This is a genomic window from Methylomusa anaerophila (genome assembly GCF_003966895.1).
Lineage (GTDB): Bacteria > Bacillota > Negativicutes > Sporomusales > Sporomusaceae > Methylomusa > Methylomusa anaerophila.
In genome coordinates, this window is sequence record NZ_AP018449.1 from 4,738,165 (window position 1) to 4,758,337 (window position 20,173).

Annotated in this window: 11 protein-coding genes, 1 rRNA gene, 1 pseudogene and 2 CRISPR repeat arrays (1 of these 15 cut by a window edge); all 13 genes and pseudogenes read right to left on the reverse strand. The window is 43.6% G+C overall.

Annotated elements, in window-relative coordinates; genetic code table 11:
- Positions 1–582 precede the first annotated feature (582 nt).
- On the reverse strand, positions 583–2,385 hold the full coding sequence (locus tag MAMMFC1_RS20920; protein WP_126310329.1) for a hypothetical protein: 1,803 nt from the start codon (positions 2,383–2,385) through the stop codon (positions 583–585).
- 219 nt (positions 2,386–2,604) lie between these two features.
- Positions 2,605–4,653 (reverse strand): cellulose biosynthesis cyclic di-GMP-binding regulatory protein BcsB, encoded by a 2,049-nt coding sequence (locus tag MAMMFC1_RS20925; RefSeq protein ID WP_126310330.1) that lies wholly within the window; start codon positions 4,651–4,653, stop codon positions 2,605–2,607.
- Complete coding sequence (locus MAMMFC1_RS20930) at positions 4,650–5,897, reverse strand: glycosyltransferase (RefSeq protein WP_197723864.1); 1,248 nt, start codon at positions 5,895–5,897, stop codon at positions 4,650–4,652. The genes MAMMFC1_RS20925 and MAMMFC1_RS20930 overlap by 4 nt, the downstream gene beginning before the upstream one ends.
- A gap of 57 nt (positions 5,898–5,954) precedes the next feature.
- Positions 5,955–7,583 carry a DUF2334 domain-containing protein gene (locus tag MAMMFC1_RS20935; protein WP_126310332.1) on the reverse strand — a complete coding sequence of 543 codons (1,629 nt, stop codon included), beginning with the start codon at positions 7,581–7,583 and terminating at the stop codon, positions 5,955–5,957.
- Positions 7,570–8,379, reverse strand: coding sequence for a GGDEF domain-containing protein (locus MAMMFC1_RS20940; RefSeq protein WP_232035586.1), 810 nt, complete (start codon positions 8,377–8,379; stop codon positions 7,570–7,572). Before MAMMFC1_RS20940 ends, MAMMFC1_RS20935 begins: the two co-directional genes overlap by 14 nt.
- Positions 8,380–8,419: 40 nt before the next feature.
- On the reverse strand, positions 8,420–9,523 hold the full coding sequence (locus MAMMFC1_RS20945) for a hypothetical protein (protein ID WP_145987672.1): 1,104 nt from the start codon (positions 9,521–9,523) through the stop codon (positions 8,420–8,422).
- Positions 9,524–10,689: 1,166 nt separating this feature from the next.
- Positions 10,690–12,240: ribosomal RNA gene (locus MAMMFC1_RS20950) — 16S ribosomal RNA — on the reverse strand.
- 482 nt (positions 12,241–12,722) lie between these two features.
- A pseudogene (locus MAMMFC1_RS20955) lies at positions 12,723–13,576 on the reverse strand (sirohydrochlorin cobaltochelatase).
- Between the two features lie 54 nt (positions 13,577–13,630).
- Positions 13,631–16,396: direct repeats of the CRISPR family, unit length 30 nt; unit sequence GTTTCAATCCCTTATAGGTAAGCTACAAAC.
- Between the two features lie 222 nt (positions 16,397–16,618).
- Positions 16,619–16,897 carry a CRISPR-associated endonuclease Cas2 gene (gene cas2 / locus MAMMFC1_RS20960; protein ID WP_232035588.1) on the reverse strand — a complete coding sequence of 93 codons (279 nt, stop codon included), beginning with the start codon at positions 16,895–16,897 and terminating at the stop codon, positions 16,619–16,621.
- 29 nt (positions 16,898–16,926) lie between these two features.
- Positions 16,927–17,919, reverse strand: a complete 993-nt coding sequence (gene cas1b / locus MAMMFC1_RS20965; RefSeq protein ID WP_126310336.1) for a type I-B CRISPR-associated endonuclease Cas1b — start codon at positions 17,917–17,919, stop codon at positions 16,927–16,929.
- Positions 17,920–17,946: 27 nt separating this feature from the next.
- Complete coding sequence (gene cas4, locus MAMMFC1_RS20970) at positions 17,947–18,447, reverse strand: CRISPR-associated protein Cas4 (protein WP_126310337.1); 501 nt, start codon at positions 18,445–18,447, stop codon at positions 17,947–17,949.
- Position 18,448: 1 nt separating this feature from the next.
- Positions 18,449–18,880, reverse strand: a complete 432-nt coding sequence (hepT, locus tag MAMMFC1_RS20975) for a type VII toxin-antitoxin system HepT family RNase toxin (RefSeq protein ID WP_126310338.1) — start codon at positions 18,878–18,880, stop codon at positions 18,449–18,451.
- Complete coding sequence (gene mntA, locus MAMMFC1_RS20980) at positions 18,870–19,298, reverse strand: type VII toxin-antitoxin system MntA family adenylyltransferase antitoxin (RefSeq protein ID WP_158618843.1); 429 nt, start codon at positions 19,296–19,298, stop codon at positions 18,870–18,872. Before mntA ends, hepT begins: the two co-directional genes overlap by 11 nt.
- Positions 19,299–19,412: 114 nt before the next feature.
- A CRISPR array of direct repeats spans positions 19,413–20,173; the repeat unit is 30 nt; unit sequence GTTTCAATCCCTTATAGGTAGGCTACAAAC (it continues 532 nt past the right edge of the window).

The following is a 20,173-nucleotide window of genomic DNA, read 5'->3' on the forward strand; positions in this document are numbered from 1 at the left end:
AAAAACCAGACACAAAGTTAAGTAATTTTTTTGTCAGCATCGTCATACCAAAAATGGCGATGACTGTCTTCCGGTATTTACGGTAGCAATGCATCATAACTTGTTATACCTCCCTCGCAAAATAGCGAAAATGCGCATTTTTTGTTGACATTAATTTTAATTATAGAAAAATACTACCATTTCTGTCCATTATCCGCGCGGATAAAAATGTGCCCCCAAATAGGGCCTGTCATTATCCCTGTGATCCATCCCGCCTGATTTTTGGATGAAAGCTAGAAAACCTGACTTACGCCAGCCTTTTAGCAAAGGCGAAAGCTGCCTGCGCCCTTTAGGATGTTGGTTGCACTTCTCCTCTGAAAAAGTTGTACTTTACTTAAAGTAAGACAAACCGGAGAGCTGATTTAAATCAGGTCCCCGGTCTTAGAGTCCAGTCTGGCCAGAAACAGGTACAGTGTGACCGGCGGCATCCCCCGTTTCTTGCCCGCAACATTTATCAATCTGCAAAGCGACGCCAATGGTCATTCGGTCCTCAAAGGAATCCAGCGAAATGTCCTCTTCAAATGAACAGATATACTCCGTTTATTAAATACTTTTGTTATATTTCATAAGGATATTTAAACCATGGTAAGTAGTCGGTGCTTGCCCTAAACTTGATTCACCATCTTTCATGATGAATTTTTGCAGATCAATGGCGAAACTGCTTTTTTCGTCCAACCGGATGTCATAGCCAAGACCTAAGGTATATTTCGTCCTTCCATTCACATCAACCGAAGTATATTGAGGGTTTCCATCGGTATCAAAATAATTATTGACTCTGTCATACCGTCTGCCGTTGCTCTTCATAATATCAAAGCTAACCCGCAACAATCGTTTTTCATTTATTTTTTTACTCCACATCGTCCCTAGATAATGAGCCAGTCTGTTGGAGTTATCAGACGGTACAATACTATTTATATTTTGATTTTCACGCCAATAATACAACATGATATTCTGATTGTTAGGCAATTTTCTGTTGTAGGTCAGCCTGTATTCCCATTGATCTCCGGTAGAGTATTCTTCACCATTGGCGATCTTAGTAACGCTCGTGCTTGTATTGCTTAGCTCACCAACAAATTGCCAATCCCGCCCCGCATGCTGCCAGCGGAGAAACTTTCGCCATTCATTGCCGGGCGATATATCATCATGTGATATATCGGTTGTCGGGTCATATGGACCATTAAAAGCATAACTAGTGCCAACCGTCCACATATCTTCTTTACTGATTCTCCAACTGGCTTCAATTTTCGGGGTAAATTGCCATCCTGTCCCAAATTGGCTAACCGCTACTAAATCTTCATTCATTCTAGCATTACGTTCCGACCAGGACAATGCAGATTTACCGGTAGGAATATTAATATCCAAACTATAATCCACGATATATTTGGGGGTTTCATTACGTTTTGTAAAATTTAAGGTCGTATCAGATAAAGTACTTACCTGGCCACTCGCACCATCCGTGTTGTTTTTCGCAATAATATATTTCGTATTCAAGCTATAGGAAAAATCTTTATGCCAATAGCCAAAAGAGATGGGGTGAGTAAGTTGATAGGCACTATTGCCGCTATAATAATTAAGCTCGCTGACGAAGGTATGCACACTTTTCGGGTGTTCCTGCAAATAGACCAACTGTTCCAGCTGGGCCTTGGTCTGGATTGCATATTTTTGGGCCTGTTCAGCAGAAGCTTTAGCATCCTTCACTAATAGCTCCGCATCAAGCAATGCCTGCTTGGCCTCAGCCGCTTTACTTTCAACCGCTTCGGCGTAGGCAGTTTGCTGATCAGCGATGTGTCCAGCCTGCTCAGCGGCTTTATCAGCGTCGGTGGCACCCTGCTCTAACTGCTCGGCGCGTGCATACGCCGCTTCCGCTTTAGACCAGTCAACGTTTGGCTCTTCTGACACTTCTAATACCGGAATTCCCCCTTGTCGGGCTAAATCCCCGTCTTTCTGCATTTTTTCCAGACGTTTCAATTCTTTTTCCATTCTTAGTAATTCATCTGAGTCTTTGAAAGAATTGGGCTGTACAGGTTCACCAGGCACAGGCGTTTCGACAAGCACAGGCCGCGTTTGAACATTCTGCCTTGCCATTATAGCATCCTCTTCGGCTTGCAACGCAGCTTCCATAGCTTCAGCAGCCGCTGCCGCTGCTTCTGCTTCAGCAATAGCCTCTTTTGCTTTTTTATTTAAATCAGCCGCGTGATCAGCCGCTGCTTTCGCCTCTTTTGCGGCACGCTGCGCCTCTGCCGCTGCTTCTTCTGCATCAAGGGTAGATTGCGCCAGCGCTTTTTCGGCTTCGGTAAGTTGCAATTGTGCTTCTACTAATTCGCTTTCTGCTTTTTGGGCATACATAGTAGCTTCAGCCCGCTCTCGCGCTCCCTCCTCTTTATCGAGAACATCCTGTGCGGCAGCTACAGCTGCTGCCGCCGTATCCCGGGCCTCCGCCGGAACACTGACTGCGGAACCTGCCAAAGCCTGCAATGGTTGTGACATAACCGCCAAGAAACAGACTGTACTTAAATAAGATAACCGCCGACGCATAGTACCACTCCTGTAATAAGACTCCAATTGTTACGAACGCTTACGCATAAAGAACATTAATGCTCCCGTAGCTAAAAGCACCGCAACAAAAACTGCTAAATAGGTCTGCCCGACGCCGTCGGTATATGACCACAGGCTCTTTAACCAAGCTAAGCTGCCGGTCCCGGCTGCAGCCGGACTCTGCGCAAACGAAGCATGATTCCCTTGCGCGTCAACTAATGTTAATTTTCCGCTTAAAACATTTTCATTTAATAAGCTAAAATTCAGGAGATTATTCATTCGTTCCGGACTGGAATACATAAATGCGTACAGCAGTTTGTCATTATCAATTTTACCGATTTGGTAGATATCAAAACTATTCAATGCAGCAGGCATTACTTCTAACCAGTCAGCGACATGATAGCCACCATCGGGCTCCGGTGAAACCAATAAATACTTTTTCAATGCATTCCATTGCTTGGCAGCATCATTTCTGCCTAATGCGATAACTGTACCAGGTGCTTTGCTTGCATCATAGGATGAACTGGTGTGGACCTGCCAGAGAATTTTACTCTTATTTTGTTGGCCAATATAATATGCTAATTTAAATGCCGCACTCAATTCTTCTTGTGACGGGTTATCCGGCAACACCATAGTGAGGTTAATAATACCGTCCGGGCTAATATAAAAATTATTCGGGAAATCCTCTAAACTAGGAATACGCTCGATATTTCCCTTTTCTAATACGATGCTGGTATCCTTTTCTACCACAGACCAGGCAACTTCATCATACCGTTTCGAACAGTCAATAACACCTATGTCATGATAAAAACCAAATCGTACCCGCCATGATGGCTTATTTAGCTCCGATACCGGAATAGGCGCTTTCAGGATTCCTTTTTCGGCATTCTCCGCCAATAAGGCGGCGGATCGGATGGGTACGTCATTAATATAAATAGTAACTGCAGATTTTTTAGGATCCAATATTTTCGCGTGGTGAAAATGCAGTTCAATATAAGATCCATCCCCAGCTTTATAATTTGACGGTCTGGGGACATTAATAACTGCTTCTTGATGAAAGGCGCCTGCCACTGCAATATCTTGCTGGTACCCTAAGTCAACCAAGGTATACACACCGTTTTCTTTTTTGACTGTCCCCTGCTTGTCAGCAGGCAAATTGGTTGACAAAGCCGTTTGTTGACCCAAAAACGTTTTTACTAATTGCGGTCTGCTTAACGCATCCATCGCTTTCGCCATACTGCTGGTATCATCGCCAGTGATTAGAAGGCGGTTAAAGCCATCGGAAAGACCAGCTAATGTTAAAACCGCTGTTTTATTCTGATTGCCCTGCCACTGACTGGTTAGACCTAATACAACTTCATTGGCCGGGACCTGTCCCGGCTGTCCCAGCCGTACTTCCATACGTTGCGGCACACCCGTCAAACCACGGGCGCCCCAGTTGGTCGCTAAATTAAACAGCGATGCCAGCATGACTTGGTCAGAATTATCAGGAAGATAAAATACAGTATTTACTTTTGAGGCAAGATACTCATCCAGAAAAGGCATAGGATAACTAGCTAAGCTGTAAGGGCTGCGAGCTACTTTAAAGCTGATTCTGGTTTCAGGCCTGATAATAAACCAATTGGCTTCATTATCAATGTCACGGCACAAGCCGTCGATAGAACGGTGCACAACCGATATATTCACCTCATTAAAGCCGGTTTTAATCTGATTGGCCGGCAGGGCTACTAGCCAATTAACCATAGCTGCTTGCGCTGGTTCCAACGGCCGGCTGTCCACCGGAACTCCGTTTACAGAAATGGTGATGAAAGAGAGTTCAGTCTTGGTTGTTGGCGAGTACGAATACCAAAGGTCCAAAACAGCCGGTTCCGTAATAGCGCTCCCCTGATAGATGTCGAAATAGCCGGAAATGCTGTCATTGGGATTGCGTAAGACAGTATTTACATTAAAAAGCCGCAGCGTATAACTATCTCCTGAAGCGGACGGCGCCGCTTTCGCGCTTTGCCCAAACGAAAGAATAAGTAATAATAGCAGTAATGAGAACATAGAGCATACGATTTTTATCATTTTGTTTGTCATAGTGCACTCCTCTCTGTTTTATACCAATGAAAACCGGAATCTTTCTGCAGCTTTCGTTTGAGCAAAAGATAACTCGCCCGGAATACCAAAATGATCCAAAGTTGACTATAGGTAAAATACATCAGCGCTGTCAGGGCCAAGTTTTTTCCATTGCCTTCTCCTCTTTCCAAAGAAAGGGATATATAAGTTTCTACGATAAATAAAGCGTAAGCCAGTAGCCAGATAATATTGAAGGGACCGGAAACAGTCAATTGGGTAAGTCCCAGAATGCCTAGAATAAAAATGAGGTCTGACACAATAATTGCGACAAAGAAAACAAAATACGTAAAGGTAAAATAAATAATGTCGGCACTAATTCGCAAATCCCTCAAGGTAAATAGTTTAAACAGGTATTGCCCGATAATCCACATATTGCCCTGCGCCCAGCGAGTTCTTTGCTTTAACCAAACCCGTAAGGTTTCAGGTTCTTGTTCCCAAGTAACCGCATGCGGCAGCCAAAAAATACGATATCCACTGTCATAAATCCGAATCGTCAATTCCGTATCTTCGGTTAATGCATTTACATTCCAGCCGCCCATACTATCAAGCAGTGACCGGCGAATAATGAAGTTTGTGCCCGGAATGGTCGTTATCCCAAAGAAATGGCACCGGCCAGCTTGCAGCAGCCACTGGAAACTCAATGTTTCCACATTAATAAACCGGGTCAATAAGCTGGCCTCTTTATTACGGGTACGAAATTTGCCGACAACAGCTCCCAGTTTCTCATCCTGCAGAATAGCATGCACAAGATATAGTACGGCCCGGCGTTCCGGCGTATTATCGGCATCATAAACGACAATATAGTCTCCTTTGCTAGCCTTAAGACCGTTATTAAGCGCATTGGACTTTCCCTTAGCCCCCAGAGGCGGCGCCAGAGTTACCACTTTTAACTGAGGATATTTAGCGCATTTTTCTGCTAAGATTTTTCCTGTCCGGTCAGTGGAGCAATCATTGACAACAATAATTTCCAGGCGGTCTTGGGGATATATTAACCGAGCCATGGCATCGACCGTCCGGCCGATTACCATTTCTTCGTTGTGCGCGGGAATTAGCACAGTTACCATTGGATATTCAGACAGTTCAAGATCCGGCTCAACCGAGGTCAAAGTTTTAACAAAATGCCGATAGCCGCCAATGGTTAAAATAACGTGGTAGAAAAGAATCAGCCAAGTAGCTGCCAGGGAAGCAATAAATAAGTTATCCACTAACAAATTGGCCGTCACCCCCTTATTTTCGCAAAATTGCCTGCAGAATTTATCTCATCATTCATAATGTTTATTGGCATTCGCCCGCAGGCGAATAATAATCACCACAAATATACCTAAAATTAATAGTAGCAGCGTTATGTGTACAGAGCCAATTTTTTTAAACATATTGTCGTCTACCGGGTTACTCCCCCAGGAGGATTGCAGTTTGGCATCAACCTCTACTCTCAATTGTCCATCCCGGCCTATAATTTTAATTTTCGGTGAATGAACCAGGATAGGAAGCTGTCGTAAATCGTAGAATTCATAGCCTTGCTTTTGTAAGCCCTCAATAATGGATGGCAGTTTATCTGGTGGCAGATAGCCATGATAAAAAAAGCAGGCAAAACCATCTTGAATTTCCAATATCTGTTCTGAACTTTGCAACATATGGTCAACTAGAAACGTCTTACCATCGTAATAACCCATATTTTCAGGAATGACCATCATGCCATTCAAATAAGTAGATGTAGTCACATAGGGAAGCGACAAGGATAGTCGGTCACTCTTGTCTGAAATCTGAATTTGACCGGAAAAAATATTGAAATACCGTGATAACACTTTGTACCCGGCTTCACTCATCGCATAATGCGGCGGTTCAAAAGCGACAGGAGTTAACCCGCAGCGAACCAGTTCCTCAATACCAGCTTCGATGCGCTCACTGGTAAAAGCGTCATCATTCTCCATTGGCTTATCATCACGGGCATTCCAAAATTCATAACCTTCCCCGGTTTTCGGTGAATATTTATTTTGGTGCGTATAGCCATGCATAATAATACTGGCGCCGTTATCCTGCGCTTCCTTAAGCACTTTTAACAAATTCGGACGCTCATGTAAAAATATATACCTGTCATCTTTTGTAACTCCCACGGGAATAACCCCAATCGAGAACGGAATATTATATTTTGTGATAGTCGCAATGACCGCGCCAACCGCTTCAGAGTTAACCAACGGGCTAACATCCTCAATACGCAACAGAGCTTTGTGCGAGTGTGAATGGTTATGGTTCTGATTTGGGATAAACTGATGAAGTAACCCACTTAAAGTAATCATATACTTCGGATGAACCTCTAATAAGCCGCAATAATACACATTGTCGCGCTGCCATGCCAGCGGCTTACTTGCCACTATATCCTTTACAGTTGCAAAAACCTGAGCGTTTTGTCCTGGCTGCGCAATTACAACATTTATCCAATCATCAATAAACACGTCTCTTTTATAGTTAATGAACGACCAACCATTAAAAACTCCTTCAAGTTTAAAATCCTGCCAATGTAAGTAGGCCGCCATTTGCTCAATATTTTTTTCAAACCAGATTACCCGCCGGGCATGGGCCATTTCCTGCAATAAGCCCTGCGGCAAGGTTACATCACTTAAGCCTGCATACACAATCAGTTCCGCGTCCTGCAGCGCACCAGGCTTCCATTCTTGAAGCGCCATCGGCTGGCAGGCTAAGTCAAAATGCCCCAAATGCTCAATTAAAGCATTAACCAGCGGAAAACTATCAGCGAATCGGTTGGGACTGTCATAGACAATATACGTCTTTAGCTTTGGCGCACTGCTATAACTGCTTGTTGGCAAACAAATACCAAAAGTGAATATGGCAAGCAAAAAGAACATAATTGCTTTTTTTCTAACCTCGATCATAATTGAGTTCTTCCTTAGCTCGCTGATAAGCTTCTAGAACATCTGTATCGCTTTCTTTAATGCTGGAAATACCAATACTCGGTTTAATTCGGATAACCTTCTTGGTGCCTCTAATCTCTGTTGTAAGGCGATCTAAAGCCTGGTGCAATTTTTCTATTACAATTCTAGCGCCGTCTTCATTGGTTTCAGGTAGCATAATGCCAAGTATATCCGCACTAATTAATGCTTTAATATCGGAAAACCGTGTCTGTAACTCTACTTTCCCGGCAACTGACTGCAAAATTTTTATGGAATCGATTTCCCCGTAAATAACCTGTAATTCATCAAAATTGGACATCTTTATCAATAAAATAGAAAAGCAGGTTTTGTACCGTTTGGCACGGACAAATTCTTCTTCCAATTTTCGAAAAAAACCCTGACTATTATAAAGACCAGTGGAAGCATCAATGGTTACCAGTTGTTCCAAACTTTTCTTATTTTCCAACTCTCTTCGATAATTGGAAACAACTAGCGATAATTGGCCTGCCAATATACTGCTAAGCGGAAAAAAGAACAGCCAGGCAATATAGGCAAAATTAACTTCCGTAATTCGATTAATAATCATTGTTTCATAAATAATATAACTGCCAAAAGCAAAGGTTAGCACGATGCCTGCCATCAAACCTCGCTGCAAGCCCAAATTATGGCTTACGATCATATTGAACAGCAGGCAGGCAAACGGAATAAACAAGTTAAAAGTCCCCATAGTTGGAGCGTAAAGCAATACAATCGCGATAACGGCTAATATAAAAACCATGATTAAATTGAAAAAGAGTATATCTTTCCGTATATACTTGTCACTGGCTATCATTCTTTATCTCCACCATCCTCAACATTAGTAATGCTTCCAATTGATCAAACGCATATACAAGTCCGGTCTCTGGCTCGCCAAATCCACCTTCAAACGACTTCTTATCGTTAATTTGAAAATCCAGCGTGCGGTGATAGCACCACTCGGCTGCTTCCCATTCATTGTTCAGTGCCAAGAAACGAGTTGATAATGCATACACGGCTGTAGACTCATCTTGGTTTACCGGTGTTCCGTCAGAATTGTAATGATTATATACTTTACCCTGCTTTACTTGTGCTTTTAAAAAAGTTACTAAAGCGCTTGTACTTTTACCTGCATTATAAGCATCAATTGCCGTGTACAAGTTTTCCACCATATTAATGGAAATTGGCCAAATGTACTGTTTAGTATCAATTTTGAAGGTCTGCGGGTAAAATCCATGTTGATTCTCCGGCATATTCAACAAAATACGGATTGCATTTTTATGGGACGCCGACCATTTAGCATTTACTTTACTTAATTTTTCCATAGTCTCTACATCCAGATAAAACAAAGAAACTATGTCCGCCTTCTTTTTGGCTATTCCATCATAGAAGTCACAAGGATAGCCTTTGGCATCAACATCAAATTCGTAAATGGCCTCCGCCAGCTTTTCAATTTGTTTGTCATAATTGCCTAGCTTCTTTTCATTGGCAATAAAATAGGCCTTAACAATTCTTAAATCATCAACCAAAGCAGACGTAGTTTCTCCCTTTTTGCTGGCAACATCAATTTTCCAATAATAATAACCTGTTGGGTCTTTAAAATATTTATCGGTGAAGGCTGCATATTTTCCAAAGAGTTTGGCATCACCAAGCAAAGCAGTATATTCCATAGCTTGACCCATAGATTCACTCACACCAAAGGCAGCAGGCGACTTAGCATCAACCAAATATCTTATTACCCCATGCGGACTTTGCATTCTAGTCCGAAGAAAACGAAAGGCCTGTATTTCCTCCGGCTTTGGATTTTTGCCAGCTGCTGGATTTTGATTCACTTTTGCCTCCGTTAAATTGGGATTGGGCGTATTATTTAAAAATATAAATTGCACCATAACTGCCAATACAACCAAAAAGACTAGGAGCGCTATCCTTATTTTCATATCAGCGATTGACCCTTTCCTTGTGTGAATAAACCTTTGAAAAATGGATATAAGCTAAAAGCGATACAAATTATGACAAATTTCCATTTTGTGTATCCAATACCCAAAATAAGCAAATGCTCTCAATTTAAAATTATACGCGTTAAGGAGGTTTTTCTGCGCACATATAAAAAACGCATTCATTTTTGTAAATGCATTTTAAAAACATAATTGGTTCCTCGAGTGGGACTCGAACTGACGACCAACCTGCCTTTACCATGGCTTGGCCCCGCAACATACAGACGAAAAGCTTATATTCAGTTTTCCTTATATTGGTTTTACCTTCCAGCATGCCATAGGCTCGCCAATCCTTATTATCGCCATATTATCGGCTGCCCTGCCTTCGTCGCGCGGCAGCATAAGCTATCATCCCTTTCGGCTCGTCACCGAACTGATTCCCTGTAGATATACCAAATATCGTGGCCATCGCCAACAGTAATCTCATCATCTTCTTCACTTATGAATTCACCTCCCGGCAAAGCACTTGTCGCTTACTGATGGCTGTACTCTTAAGAGTAAACTTATCTTTTATAATAACAGATACCAAAGTCGACTTCCATTGCCTGGAAAGATAATAAATATCCCCCGAATTATCTTCGGGGGATACTCTGCCGATCACAAAATCATAATATGGACATGATTCCAGAAAAACCACCTGATATTTTGTTTCTGGGTCATATAGCAGGTGGTTTTTTATTGCCATATGGGGTTGGCTTGACGCTTACTCCTCGTAGAACAATTCTTAGGCATATACATCACAAAAGGGCTTGGAATAACTTATCGCTAAGTTCTTCCACAGCCCTTTTTTACAGTAATGCTATCACAACTACCGGTTTGTTTCAACCGGTAAGTTCTGGTAACACAGTTATGCTCCTTCAAAACTAAACAATGTAAGGTTGGATACTACAGCCAACACCTATGTTGCGTTTAGTATCGGGTTGCCAGATGTGTCGCACGGATGATTGCTCAGCCGTACGTCGACCTTGGAATAGAGCTCGCTTATAGGATGTTCTTCGCTTCCGCTCAGAACTAAGCGATTCGCTCAGGTTTCCGCGTCGCTTTCGCTCCTAGAAACCTGGCTCTCTGCTTTTCCCTAGAAAGGAGGTGATCCAGCCGCACCTTCCGATACGGCTACCTTGTTACGACTTCACCCCAATCATCGGCCCCACCTTCGACGGCTGGCTCTTTTCAGTTACCTCACCGGCTTCGGGTGTTTCCAACTCTCGTGGTGTGACGGGCGGTGTGTACAAGGCCCGGGAACGTATTCACCGCAGTATGCTGACCTGCGATTACTAGCGATTCCGACTTCACGGAGGCGAGTTGCAGCCTCCGATCCGAACTGAGAGCTTGTTTGTGAGCTTGGCTCCACCTCGCGGCTTCGCTTCTCTCTGTTGAAGCCCATTGTAGTACGTGTGTAGCCCAGGACATAAGGGGCATGATGACTTGACGTCATCCCCGCCTTCCTCCGCATTCTCTGCGGCAGTCTCCTTTGAGTTCCCACCTTTACGCGCTGGCAACAAAGGATAAGGGTTGCGCTCGTTGCGGGACTTAACCCAACATCTCACGACACGAGCTGACGACAGCCATGCACCACCTGTCTTCTTGTCTCCGAAGAGAGGCATCCATCTCTGAATGTTCCAATCGATGTCAAGCCCTGGTAAGGTTCTTCGCGTTGCGTCGAATTAAACCACATACTCCACCGCTTGTGCGGGCCCCCGTCAATTCCTTTGAGTTTCAACCTTGCGGCCGTACTCCCCAGGCGGGGTACTTATTGCGTTAACTCCGGCACAGAAGGGGTCGATACCTTCTACACCTAGTACCCATCGTTTACGGCCAGGACTACCGGGGTATCTAATCCCGTTCGCTCCCCTGGCTTTCGCGCCTCAGCGTCAGACACAGTCCAGAAAGTCGCCTTCGCCACTGGTGTTCCTCCCAATCTCTACGCATTTCACCGCTACACTGGGAATTCCACTTTCCTCTCCTGCACTCAAGGTCTCCAGTTTCCAACGCCCATACGGGGTTGAGCCCCGCACTTAGACTTTCGACTTAAAGACCCGCCTGCGCGCCCTTTACGCCCAATAATTCCGGACAACGCTTGCCACCTACGTATTACCGCGGCTGCTGGCACGTAGTTAGCCGTGGCTTCCTCCTCAGGTACCGTCATTATTATAGATTCTTTACCTATAATACGTTCGTCCCTCAAGACAGAGTTTTACAGTCCGAAAACCTTCTTCACTCACGCGGCGTTGCTCCGTCAGACTTTCGTCCATTGCGGAAGATTCCCCACTGCTGCCTCCCGTAGGAGTCTGGGCCGTGTCTCAGTCCCAGTGTGGCCGTTCATCCTCTCAGACCGGCTACTGATCGTCGCCTTGGTGAGCCGTTACCTCACCAACTAGCTAATCAGACGCAGGCTCATCTTCTAGCGGTAGCATCTTCATCGGCCACCTTTCTTATAAGAAATATGCATCTCTTATATCTCATTCGGTATTAGCACCACTTTCGCGGTGTTGTCCCCATCTAGAAGGCAGATTGCCTACGCGTTACTCACCCGTTCGCCACTAGGAGTTATTGCTAACTCCCCGTTCGACTTGCATGTGTTAAGCACGCCGCCAGCGTTCGTCCTGAGCCAGGATCAAACTCTCCAATAAAGTATGCCGTCTGTAACAGATGAATGTTCTTACCCTAGAACTCGTCCATAAGCGAATTGACTCGCTTTGTCAGAAGAGGTAGGCAACATTCAAAGTCACAGTGTGACTACATTATTCGGAGCCGTTTTATTGGCTCAATACAATCAGAAATTTTGGTGTTGGATGCTCCATCCAACTTGTTGTTCGTGCTCGTTGAGCACCGCACATCTGGCGTATTTATCTTACATTGTTCAGTTTTCAAGGAGCACATCACCGTCGTTCACGGCGGAATTGTATATTAACATTTTCATTTTACCGTGTCAACACGATGATTCATGTTAATTATTTCCGCCGCTCGCAGCAACTTTTATAGAATATCATTTTTTTTTCATCATGTCAACATTGTTCATTAAAAATTTATATTGGTATATTTTTCCGCCGTCATCAGCGACTTTCATATAATATCATAATGACTATCCGAAGTCATTAGTAAATATTGGCTGTTAGTCTTCATCAATTATATCTTTTAAATGCTGAATATAGATATCCTGAATAGCGGCATTCTCACCCATACCTTGAAGATATGCTCGTACCTCGATACCGGCTGAAACCACTTGTGACCTTGCCGAATCCTTATCGTCACCAATCATATCATTCATAACATGAGCACCGGCGACAAGCATGAATGGTATTAAAACTACTTTCTTAATATTATCGGTCTTAAGCTTTTTAATCACTTCCGCCAGTGACGGAAAACCCTCTACCGTGTAGACGAACACATTCTCCAAGCCGGCATCAGCCAGTTTCACCTGAAGTGCGCCATACGCAGCGTTGGCGGGATGTAATCCCCCATGTCCCATAAGAACCGCTGCCTCACCGGCAGAAAGGGCGGGAAACAGGTTCCTAATTGCATTAATTGCAATTAAATAGTCGTCAGGCTTACCTTCCTCCCCACCGTAAAAAAGGATGGGACGCCCCAAAGCAAGCCGGCGAAATGCTTTAACAGAAGAATATTGAGAAACTACTCTTTCAATCTTTTCATATTCTTCACCGGCAACAATATGAAGCGGCTGAATGTATACTCCTGGTACCCTTCAATTCGAAGGCGCTCCAAAGCCTCTATCTCAGTATCAATTCTAATACCATCCCGCTCAAAAATACGTTTAATCACCATGCGGGATGTGAAAGCCCGCCGCACCTCAAATTCAGGGAAACTTTGCTTAATTTTACTCTCCACGCTTTCAATAGTAAGCTTTAACGTCTCCGGATATGTTGTCCCAAAACTAACGGCCAAGATAGTCTTTCCCTTCAATTGGCATTCACTCCAAAATAATTTGTACTCAGTTCCTCCACCCATACTTATAGGCTACAAACGATTAGGCGCTAACTAATCTTCACTTTTATTATACCTGTTTCAATCCCTTATAGGTAAGCTACAAACCAGCAACGCAGGGGATTCCTATAAACCTCAGAAGCCGGTTTCAATCCCTTATAGGTAAGCTACAAACATAGGTCCGCGATATTTGTTTTTGCCGTTACAAACGGTTTCAATCCCTTATAGGTAAGCTACAAACAGTCTATTGACGATGCCGTGGCAAAATTGATTAAATAGTTTCAATCCCTTATAGGTAAGCTACAAACTGAACTTGGAACAAAGCCAGATGGTACGACTGGAATGTTTCAATCCCTTATAGGTAAGCTACAAACAAGACTCTTGGAGCGAGAGCTATCGCTATTACTGTGTTTCAATCCCTTATAGGTAAGCTACAAACTTGGCTGCACTTATATCCATCTGGTCAACGGCTCTATGTTTCAATCCCTTATAGGTAAGCTACAAACTGTGAAGGTGTTCCGGCCGCATACACCCCGATAGAGTGTTTCAATCCCTTATAGGTAAGCTACAAACAATAATATCCGTTGGCGCTATAGACAAGAAGGTAAATGTTTCAATCCCTTATAGGTAAGCTACAAACGTTTTGCAGCCTGCGTCTCGGACATATTTCCTTCTATGTTTCAATCCCTTATAGGTAAGCTACAAACCTTGCGCCTCCAGAGTGAGCGTGTTTTGATATCCTAGTTTCAATCCCTTATAGGTAAGCTACAAACGATAAGTAAGCTACCGTAGGAGCAATTAGAACGGTAGTTTCAATCCCTTATAGGTAAGCTACAAACCTGCAATGGTGCGCTGAAGAGGATTCCCTAGACTGGGAGTTTCAATCCCTTATAGGTAAGCTACAAACGTAGCTACCCCCCGGCCAAACCATTTAAATATCTCCCAGTTTCAATCCCTTATAGGTAAGCTACAAACTGAGGGCCTTGCTCCTCAGGCTTTTTTGTTATTACAAGTTTCAATCCCTTATAGGTAAGCTACAAACATGTGTATGTTGGACCAGGTAATATTTCTTATTTTCGGTTTCAATCCCTTATAGGTAAGCTACAAACGGGAAATATCATTCCCCTGACACAATTAGATTTCCTCAGTTTCAATCCCTTATAGGTAAGCTACAAACGTTGACGTGATTGCCGATATGGCACGGAATTTAGTGTTTCAATCCCTTATAGGTAAGCTACAAACTTTGGCAATATCAACCGGAATATCAGTCATATCGATGTTTCAATCCCTTATAGGTAAGCTACAAACCGCCCGAATTTTTACCGGCGCCAATTTTTGCATCATGAGTTTCAATCCCTTATAGGTAAGCTACAAACCTGCGCCTATCTTTGGAAAAGCACTGACCAGGGGCGTTTCAATCCCTTATAGGTAAGCTACAAACTGACGGCCTGTAGCTTGGTCGGTGGTATGAACAGCGACTGTTTCAATCCCTTATAGGTAAGCTACAAACTACAGATCGTCAATACGGGCGTGGCAATTACCACTTAGTTTCAATCCCTTATAGGTAAGCTACAAACATAATCGTTGCGGTTGTTGTTCTGCGGATTTTAGGAGTTTCAATCCCTTATAGGTAAGCTACAAACAGTGATCCTGGATCAAGAGCCAACCACATTAAAACATCGTTTCAATCCCTTATAGGTAAGCTACAAACGGAATCGCGTGCCTATTGGTGGATTGATAGCGGCAGAGGTTTCAATCCCTTATAGGTAAGCTACAAACTGATTGCGGTACACCTGACCGGTCCGCCATACCATGTTTCAATCCCTTATAGGTAAGCTACAAACCGAAAAAACAAAGACAAAGTATATATCAATCGTACCAGGGTTTCAATCCCTTATAGGTAAGCTACAAACCGAATTGTCTTATTGCTATCGCTCCCTTTTGAACAAGTTTCAATCCCTTATAGGTAAGCTACAAACATTTTTTCCTTAGCGTCATCCTGTTTATAGGAACTAAGTTTCAATCCCTTATAGGTAAGCTACAAACCATAAAAACTATCTCTACATCCCGGACATGGGAAGTAGTTTCAATCCCTTATAGGTAAGCTACAAACCATTATTTCGCGCCACTCCAAGGAGTACAAGGAGAAGTTTCAATCCCTTATAGGTAAGCTACAAACCCATGGCTTTCTATGATTTCATTTATTTGATCTTGTGTGTTTCAATCCCTTATAGGTAAGCTACAAACAGCCCTGACTGCCGAACTAACACGCAGGGGCATGAGGTTTCAATCCCTTATAGGTAAGCTACAAACCTATCAATTCCATTTAGCGATATTGCCGCACTACTATGTTTCAATCCCTTATAGGTAAGCTACAAACAAAGCATTAAGAGAATTCATATGTTGGGATATCAAACGAGTTTCAATCCCTTATAGGTAAGCTACAAACTATCAATTCACGGACTATGGAGATCCTGCTGGCAAGTTTCAATCCCTTATAGGTAAGCTACAAACATTGAACCCGGAAGGAGGTTAGGGAGTGTCAATTTGTTTCAATCCCTTATAGGTAAGCTACAAACTGACGGACCGCTCCGTGCACGACGTGGCGGCTGATGGGTTTCAATCCCTTATAGGTAAGCTACAAACTAAAAGCTGTTCCGGTTTAATTGCCTTGTTCTCGGGTTTCAATCCCTTATAGGTAAGCTACAAACTCGGTGATCCGAACAAAGGGCCTTGCTACAACGGGGGTTTCAATCCCTTATAGGTAAGCTACAAACGTGGACAAGACTGGAATTTTTCCACGACAAGACCAGGGTTTCAATCCCTTATAGGTAAGCTACAAACCCATTATACAAAAAAAAGTAACAATAAGAAAGCCTTATATTTCAGGCATCTTAGATGGAAAATATAAAAATGTCACTCGTTCCGTTTCACGCAACATTATAGCTTGGTGTTGTGTGGAAACTTCCTCAAAGCCAGCAATTACCTGCTCACAGACACCCAGGCTGTTTGTCGTCGATCTCCCGGCTTTTTTGCACTATCTATGGTCGACGACAAATTTCGGGTTCAAATAATAGTACTGGTACTGGCCCGTTCGTGCCCGAGAATTTGCCTTGTTGAATACTTGGTCGTCCGCAGATTATAAATAATCACCGAATCCTCTTCGTTATTAATAATTTTGTTCAGTTCCATGGTCAGCTTAGTATAGTTCGCGTCCGAAATCTCTCCCTCTAAAACTGAATTTTGCACCCAGTTCAAATATTGCCGGCATTTTTTCAAAACCTTGCCTACCCGTTTTTCATTCACATCATAGACAAGAATAACATACACAATATCACCTGCCATCCAGAGTAGTACGAAGCACCTTTCTCCGCTCACCAATTGGCGACAAAAGGTTCATAGGGCTTTTCGCCGAACAGATGCTTTTCCAGTTTGTACAGTTCCAGCCGGATAAGCCGGCGATAGGATACCGGACGGCCGATTTCCCGATGAGTTATTGTTGTTTTTAATTTGGCTTCCAGTTCTTCGACAAAGCACTTTTTGCCTTTTTCTCTAAGAACAATGCCTTCCATATCCCGTTCAAAATCACTCTTGGTAATCATGTTACGGCCCAGGCAGGCAAATATAATCCGGTCAACAATAATCGGCTTGAAGATTTCCGCTACATCCAGGTTTAATGTAAACCGGCGAAAATTGGTACTATGTAAATAGCCAATTCTGGGGTCCAGATGCGTCTTGTATATCTCGCTCAAGCATAAGGAGTACATAAGTGAATTGCCAAAACTGATCAGGGTGTTCAAGTGGTTTTTTGGCGGCCGCCGGGTTCGTTCCTCGAAACAAAAATTATCGTCGCCAATAATTTCATCAAAAGCCCGGTAATAGTGCTCGCGGATGTTGCCTTCAATGGCCATTAGCACCGGAACTGTGTCACAGCCGTCGATACTTTCCAGCAAAGGCTCTATAGCTGTTAAGGTCTTTTCCACGTTTTTGCCCCGGTTATGGTAATACTTCAGAACCTGCCGGATGTTGCGCGCCGCGCCCCGGACAAAATTTTGGGCTAGCTCCAGACGCTTGCCTTCATCCAGATAATACTCGGCCTGCTTGAGAATGGCGTGACCGGAGTTTAAGTGCTCGCGCGGATAAAAACTGCCCATATAATAGCCGTAATGGTTGAAATAGTGAAGTATGATTTCTTTTTGTGATAAAAACTCCAGCAATTTTTTATTGAAGTCCACTTCCCCGAATACCATTATGTCGCCGACATCCTCCACCGGCAAAAACCGGCGACCGCTGTCATTTTCAAAGAATATCGTGTTATCTTTGCGTTTGAGCTGGCCGTCGGAGAAAAAATACAGTGTTTTTTTCATATGACACCTCTTTTACAATCAGCCTGTTCAGCACCAGCAATATTCCGCATATGCGCAGTTTTTGCAAAACGATATTTTCTTGGGCAGGGGCGACGTCTCTAAATATAAAATCCGCAAAATTTCCCGCTTGGCTTTGTCCAATTCGGCCTCGGTACCGGCGTCCAGCACCACTTCCTCGCGCACCTTCTCCTTGGGAAACCGCAGTTCCCCTCTGGCCGTAATGCCCCGCTCCTTAAGCTCGCTCAAATAAAACGCTAACTGCATTCTGGCGCTCTGCCGGTACTTGGAGCTTTTCTTGACCTCGCCGATGACCATCTGCCCGTCTTCACTGTGAATTACGTCGATTTTACTGCCGCCAACGACTATTTCTTTCTTCTCCCGCTGGTAGGAGTTTTCAGCGATATACCGCCCGACAGCTACGTTGTCATTTTCCTGGTCAGGCACGATATTGTGCCCCATAAGCCAGGCTTCGCGGGGACAGACGTAATAATACCAGATTAATGTGCCGCCAATGCGTATTTCGTCCATTTTATTGCCAGTTCCCGCCGTGCAGCAAACTCGCAATACGTTTTAGGAACTCCTCCAAATCAGATAAATTGCGCCGCAGTATGCCTAAAAGAATTTCAGGTTCAATTTTTGCATAATCGTGCACAAGTATATTGCGAAATTGTGCCATTTTCTGATATACTCCCGCCTGTTCCGTGCTCAATACCCCATTTTCCGCCAATACAACAAATATATCCCGGTAACTGGCAGGTTCCCGCCAGCCCTGATCAGCTATCCAGTGGCTTGCAATATCCACACAAGCCTCTACCGCCACCTGCAATGTCCGTTCAATATAGCGCCTCAACCGCTTATCACAAACAAATTCTTCCGTCGTAACTCCTTCAACTTCCCGTAAATCCTGTAAATATTCAGCTAACAATGCAAGTTTTTGCCGGACGAGTCCTTCATCCACCATCAACCACTCCGCCTTTCACACCGCATTTTTTAAGCAATGCCGCCGACCGCCGCGCCAATACCGGCTGAAAATCAAAATACTCACGCCTTGACCGTACATCAAATACAATCCTTCTTTCTCTATCCTTTTCTACAACCACCCTGCCGGTTTTTCGGACTTGGTGTTGTAGAAAGACAGGTGCGGACTCCATGTCTATTACGTCAGCCCGAATATTGGTCAAGCCCTCAATTTTGTCCATTAGTTCCAATCGCAAAGAAAAACGTTCTTCAGGCGAAAGACTTTGTTCAAACAAAACGGCAAAATCTATGTCACTATCTTTACGGGCCGTCCCTTGGGCAAAAGAGCCAAACAGCCAAACAACCCTAACTCTTTCATGCGTGCGAAAATAGTCAAAAACACTTTCCAGTTTCTCTTGCACATTTATCCAACTCCCAAATTTTGGTTTGGAGCTATATATTTCCTGGTGCTCCGTTACAATTCTTTTGTTATTGCTTGGTCGAAGCTTAATGTCTAACCATGGGCTTTATTAGGCGTTTCAATCCCTTATAAGTAACCTACAAACTTTACTATCCCTTATTATACCTGGGGCAAAACATTGTTTCAATCCCTTATAGGTAGGCTACAAACTTACATAATCGACAACAACCGGGTAACCGGAACCAGGTTTCAATCCCTTATAGGTAGGCTACAAACGGTCAGTGTTAACGAAACCACTCATACGGTCCGGGGTTTCAATCCCTTATAGGTAGGCTACAAACCAATCCCCTGCAGCCATGTTTCAGGCTCAACACGCTGGTTTCAATCCCTTATAGGTAGGCTACAAACAATCCTTCGTGTTGGTAGGGATGTTCCCAGGATTTGGTTTCAATCCCTTATAGGTAGGCTACAAACCAAGCTCGTTCCAAGCCTGGCGGCCGGGTGCTGTCATCGGTTTCAATCCCTTATAGGTAGGCTACAAACGTGCTCTTGTCATTTTCATCTCTCCCTGTTCTTTTATGTTTCAATCCCTTATAGGTAGGCTACAAACAAAAAAAATATTGACAACCAAAATGATCCCAAGCTAGTTTCAATCCCTTATAGGTAGGCTACAAACAGCTGGTGAGTATATAGGTTTTCACCCGTCATATGATTGTTTCAATCCCTTATAGGTAGGCTACAAACCTACTTCAGTATCAGTTAACACCCCATTATAAACCCGTTTCAATCCCTTATAGGTAGGCTACAAACTCCACCGCTATCTGGAGTTTCGTGACCGCCTGCAGGGTTTCAATCCCTTATAGGTAGGCTACAAAC

What these genes read in the sequence shown, in the direction of transcription:
- cas2 (WP_232035588.1), bottom strand. Translation starts at nt 16,897, where the DNA reads ATGGCAGGTGATATTGTGTATGTTATTCTTGTCTATGATGTGAATGAA.
- cas1b (WP_126310336.1), bottom strand. Translation starts at nt 17,919, where the DNA reads ATGAAAAAAACACTGTATTTTTTCTCCGACGGCCAGCTCAAACGCAAA.
- MAMMFC1_RS20935 (WP_126310332.1), bottom strand. Translation starts at nt 7,583, where the DNA reads ATGATCGAGGTTAGAAAAAAAGCAATTATGTTCTTTTTGCTTGCCATA.
- MAMMFC1_RS20925 (WP_126310330.1), bottom strand. Translation starts at nt 4,653, where the DNA reads ATGACAAACAAAATGATAAAAATCGTATGCTCTATGTTCTCATTACTG.
- MAMMFC1_RS20940 (WP_232035586.1), bottom strand. Translation starts at nt 8,379, where the DNA reads ATGGTTTTTATATTAGCCGTTATCGCGATTGTATTGCTTTACGCTCCA.
- hepT (WP_126310338.1), bottom strand. Translation starts at nt 18,880, where the DNA reads ATGGTGGATGAAGGACTCGTCCGGCAAAAACTTGCATTGTTAGCTGAA.
- cas4 (WP_126310337.1), bottom strand. Translation starts at nt 18,447, where the DNA reads ATGGACGAAATACGCATTGGCGGCACATTAATCTGGTATTATTACGTC.
- MAMMFC1_RS20920 (WP_126310329.1), bottom strand. Translation starts at nt 2,385, where the DNA reads ATGTATGCCCAAAAAGCAGAAAGCGAATTAGTAGAAGCACAATTGCAA.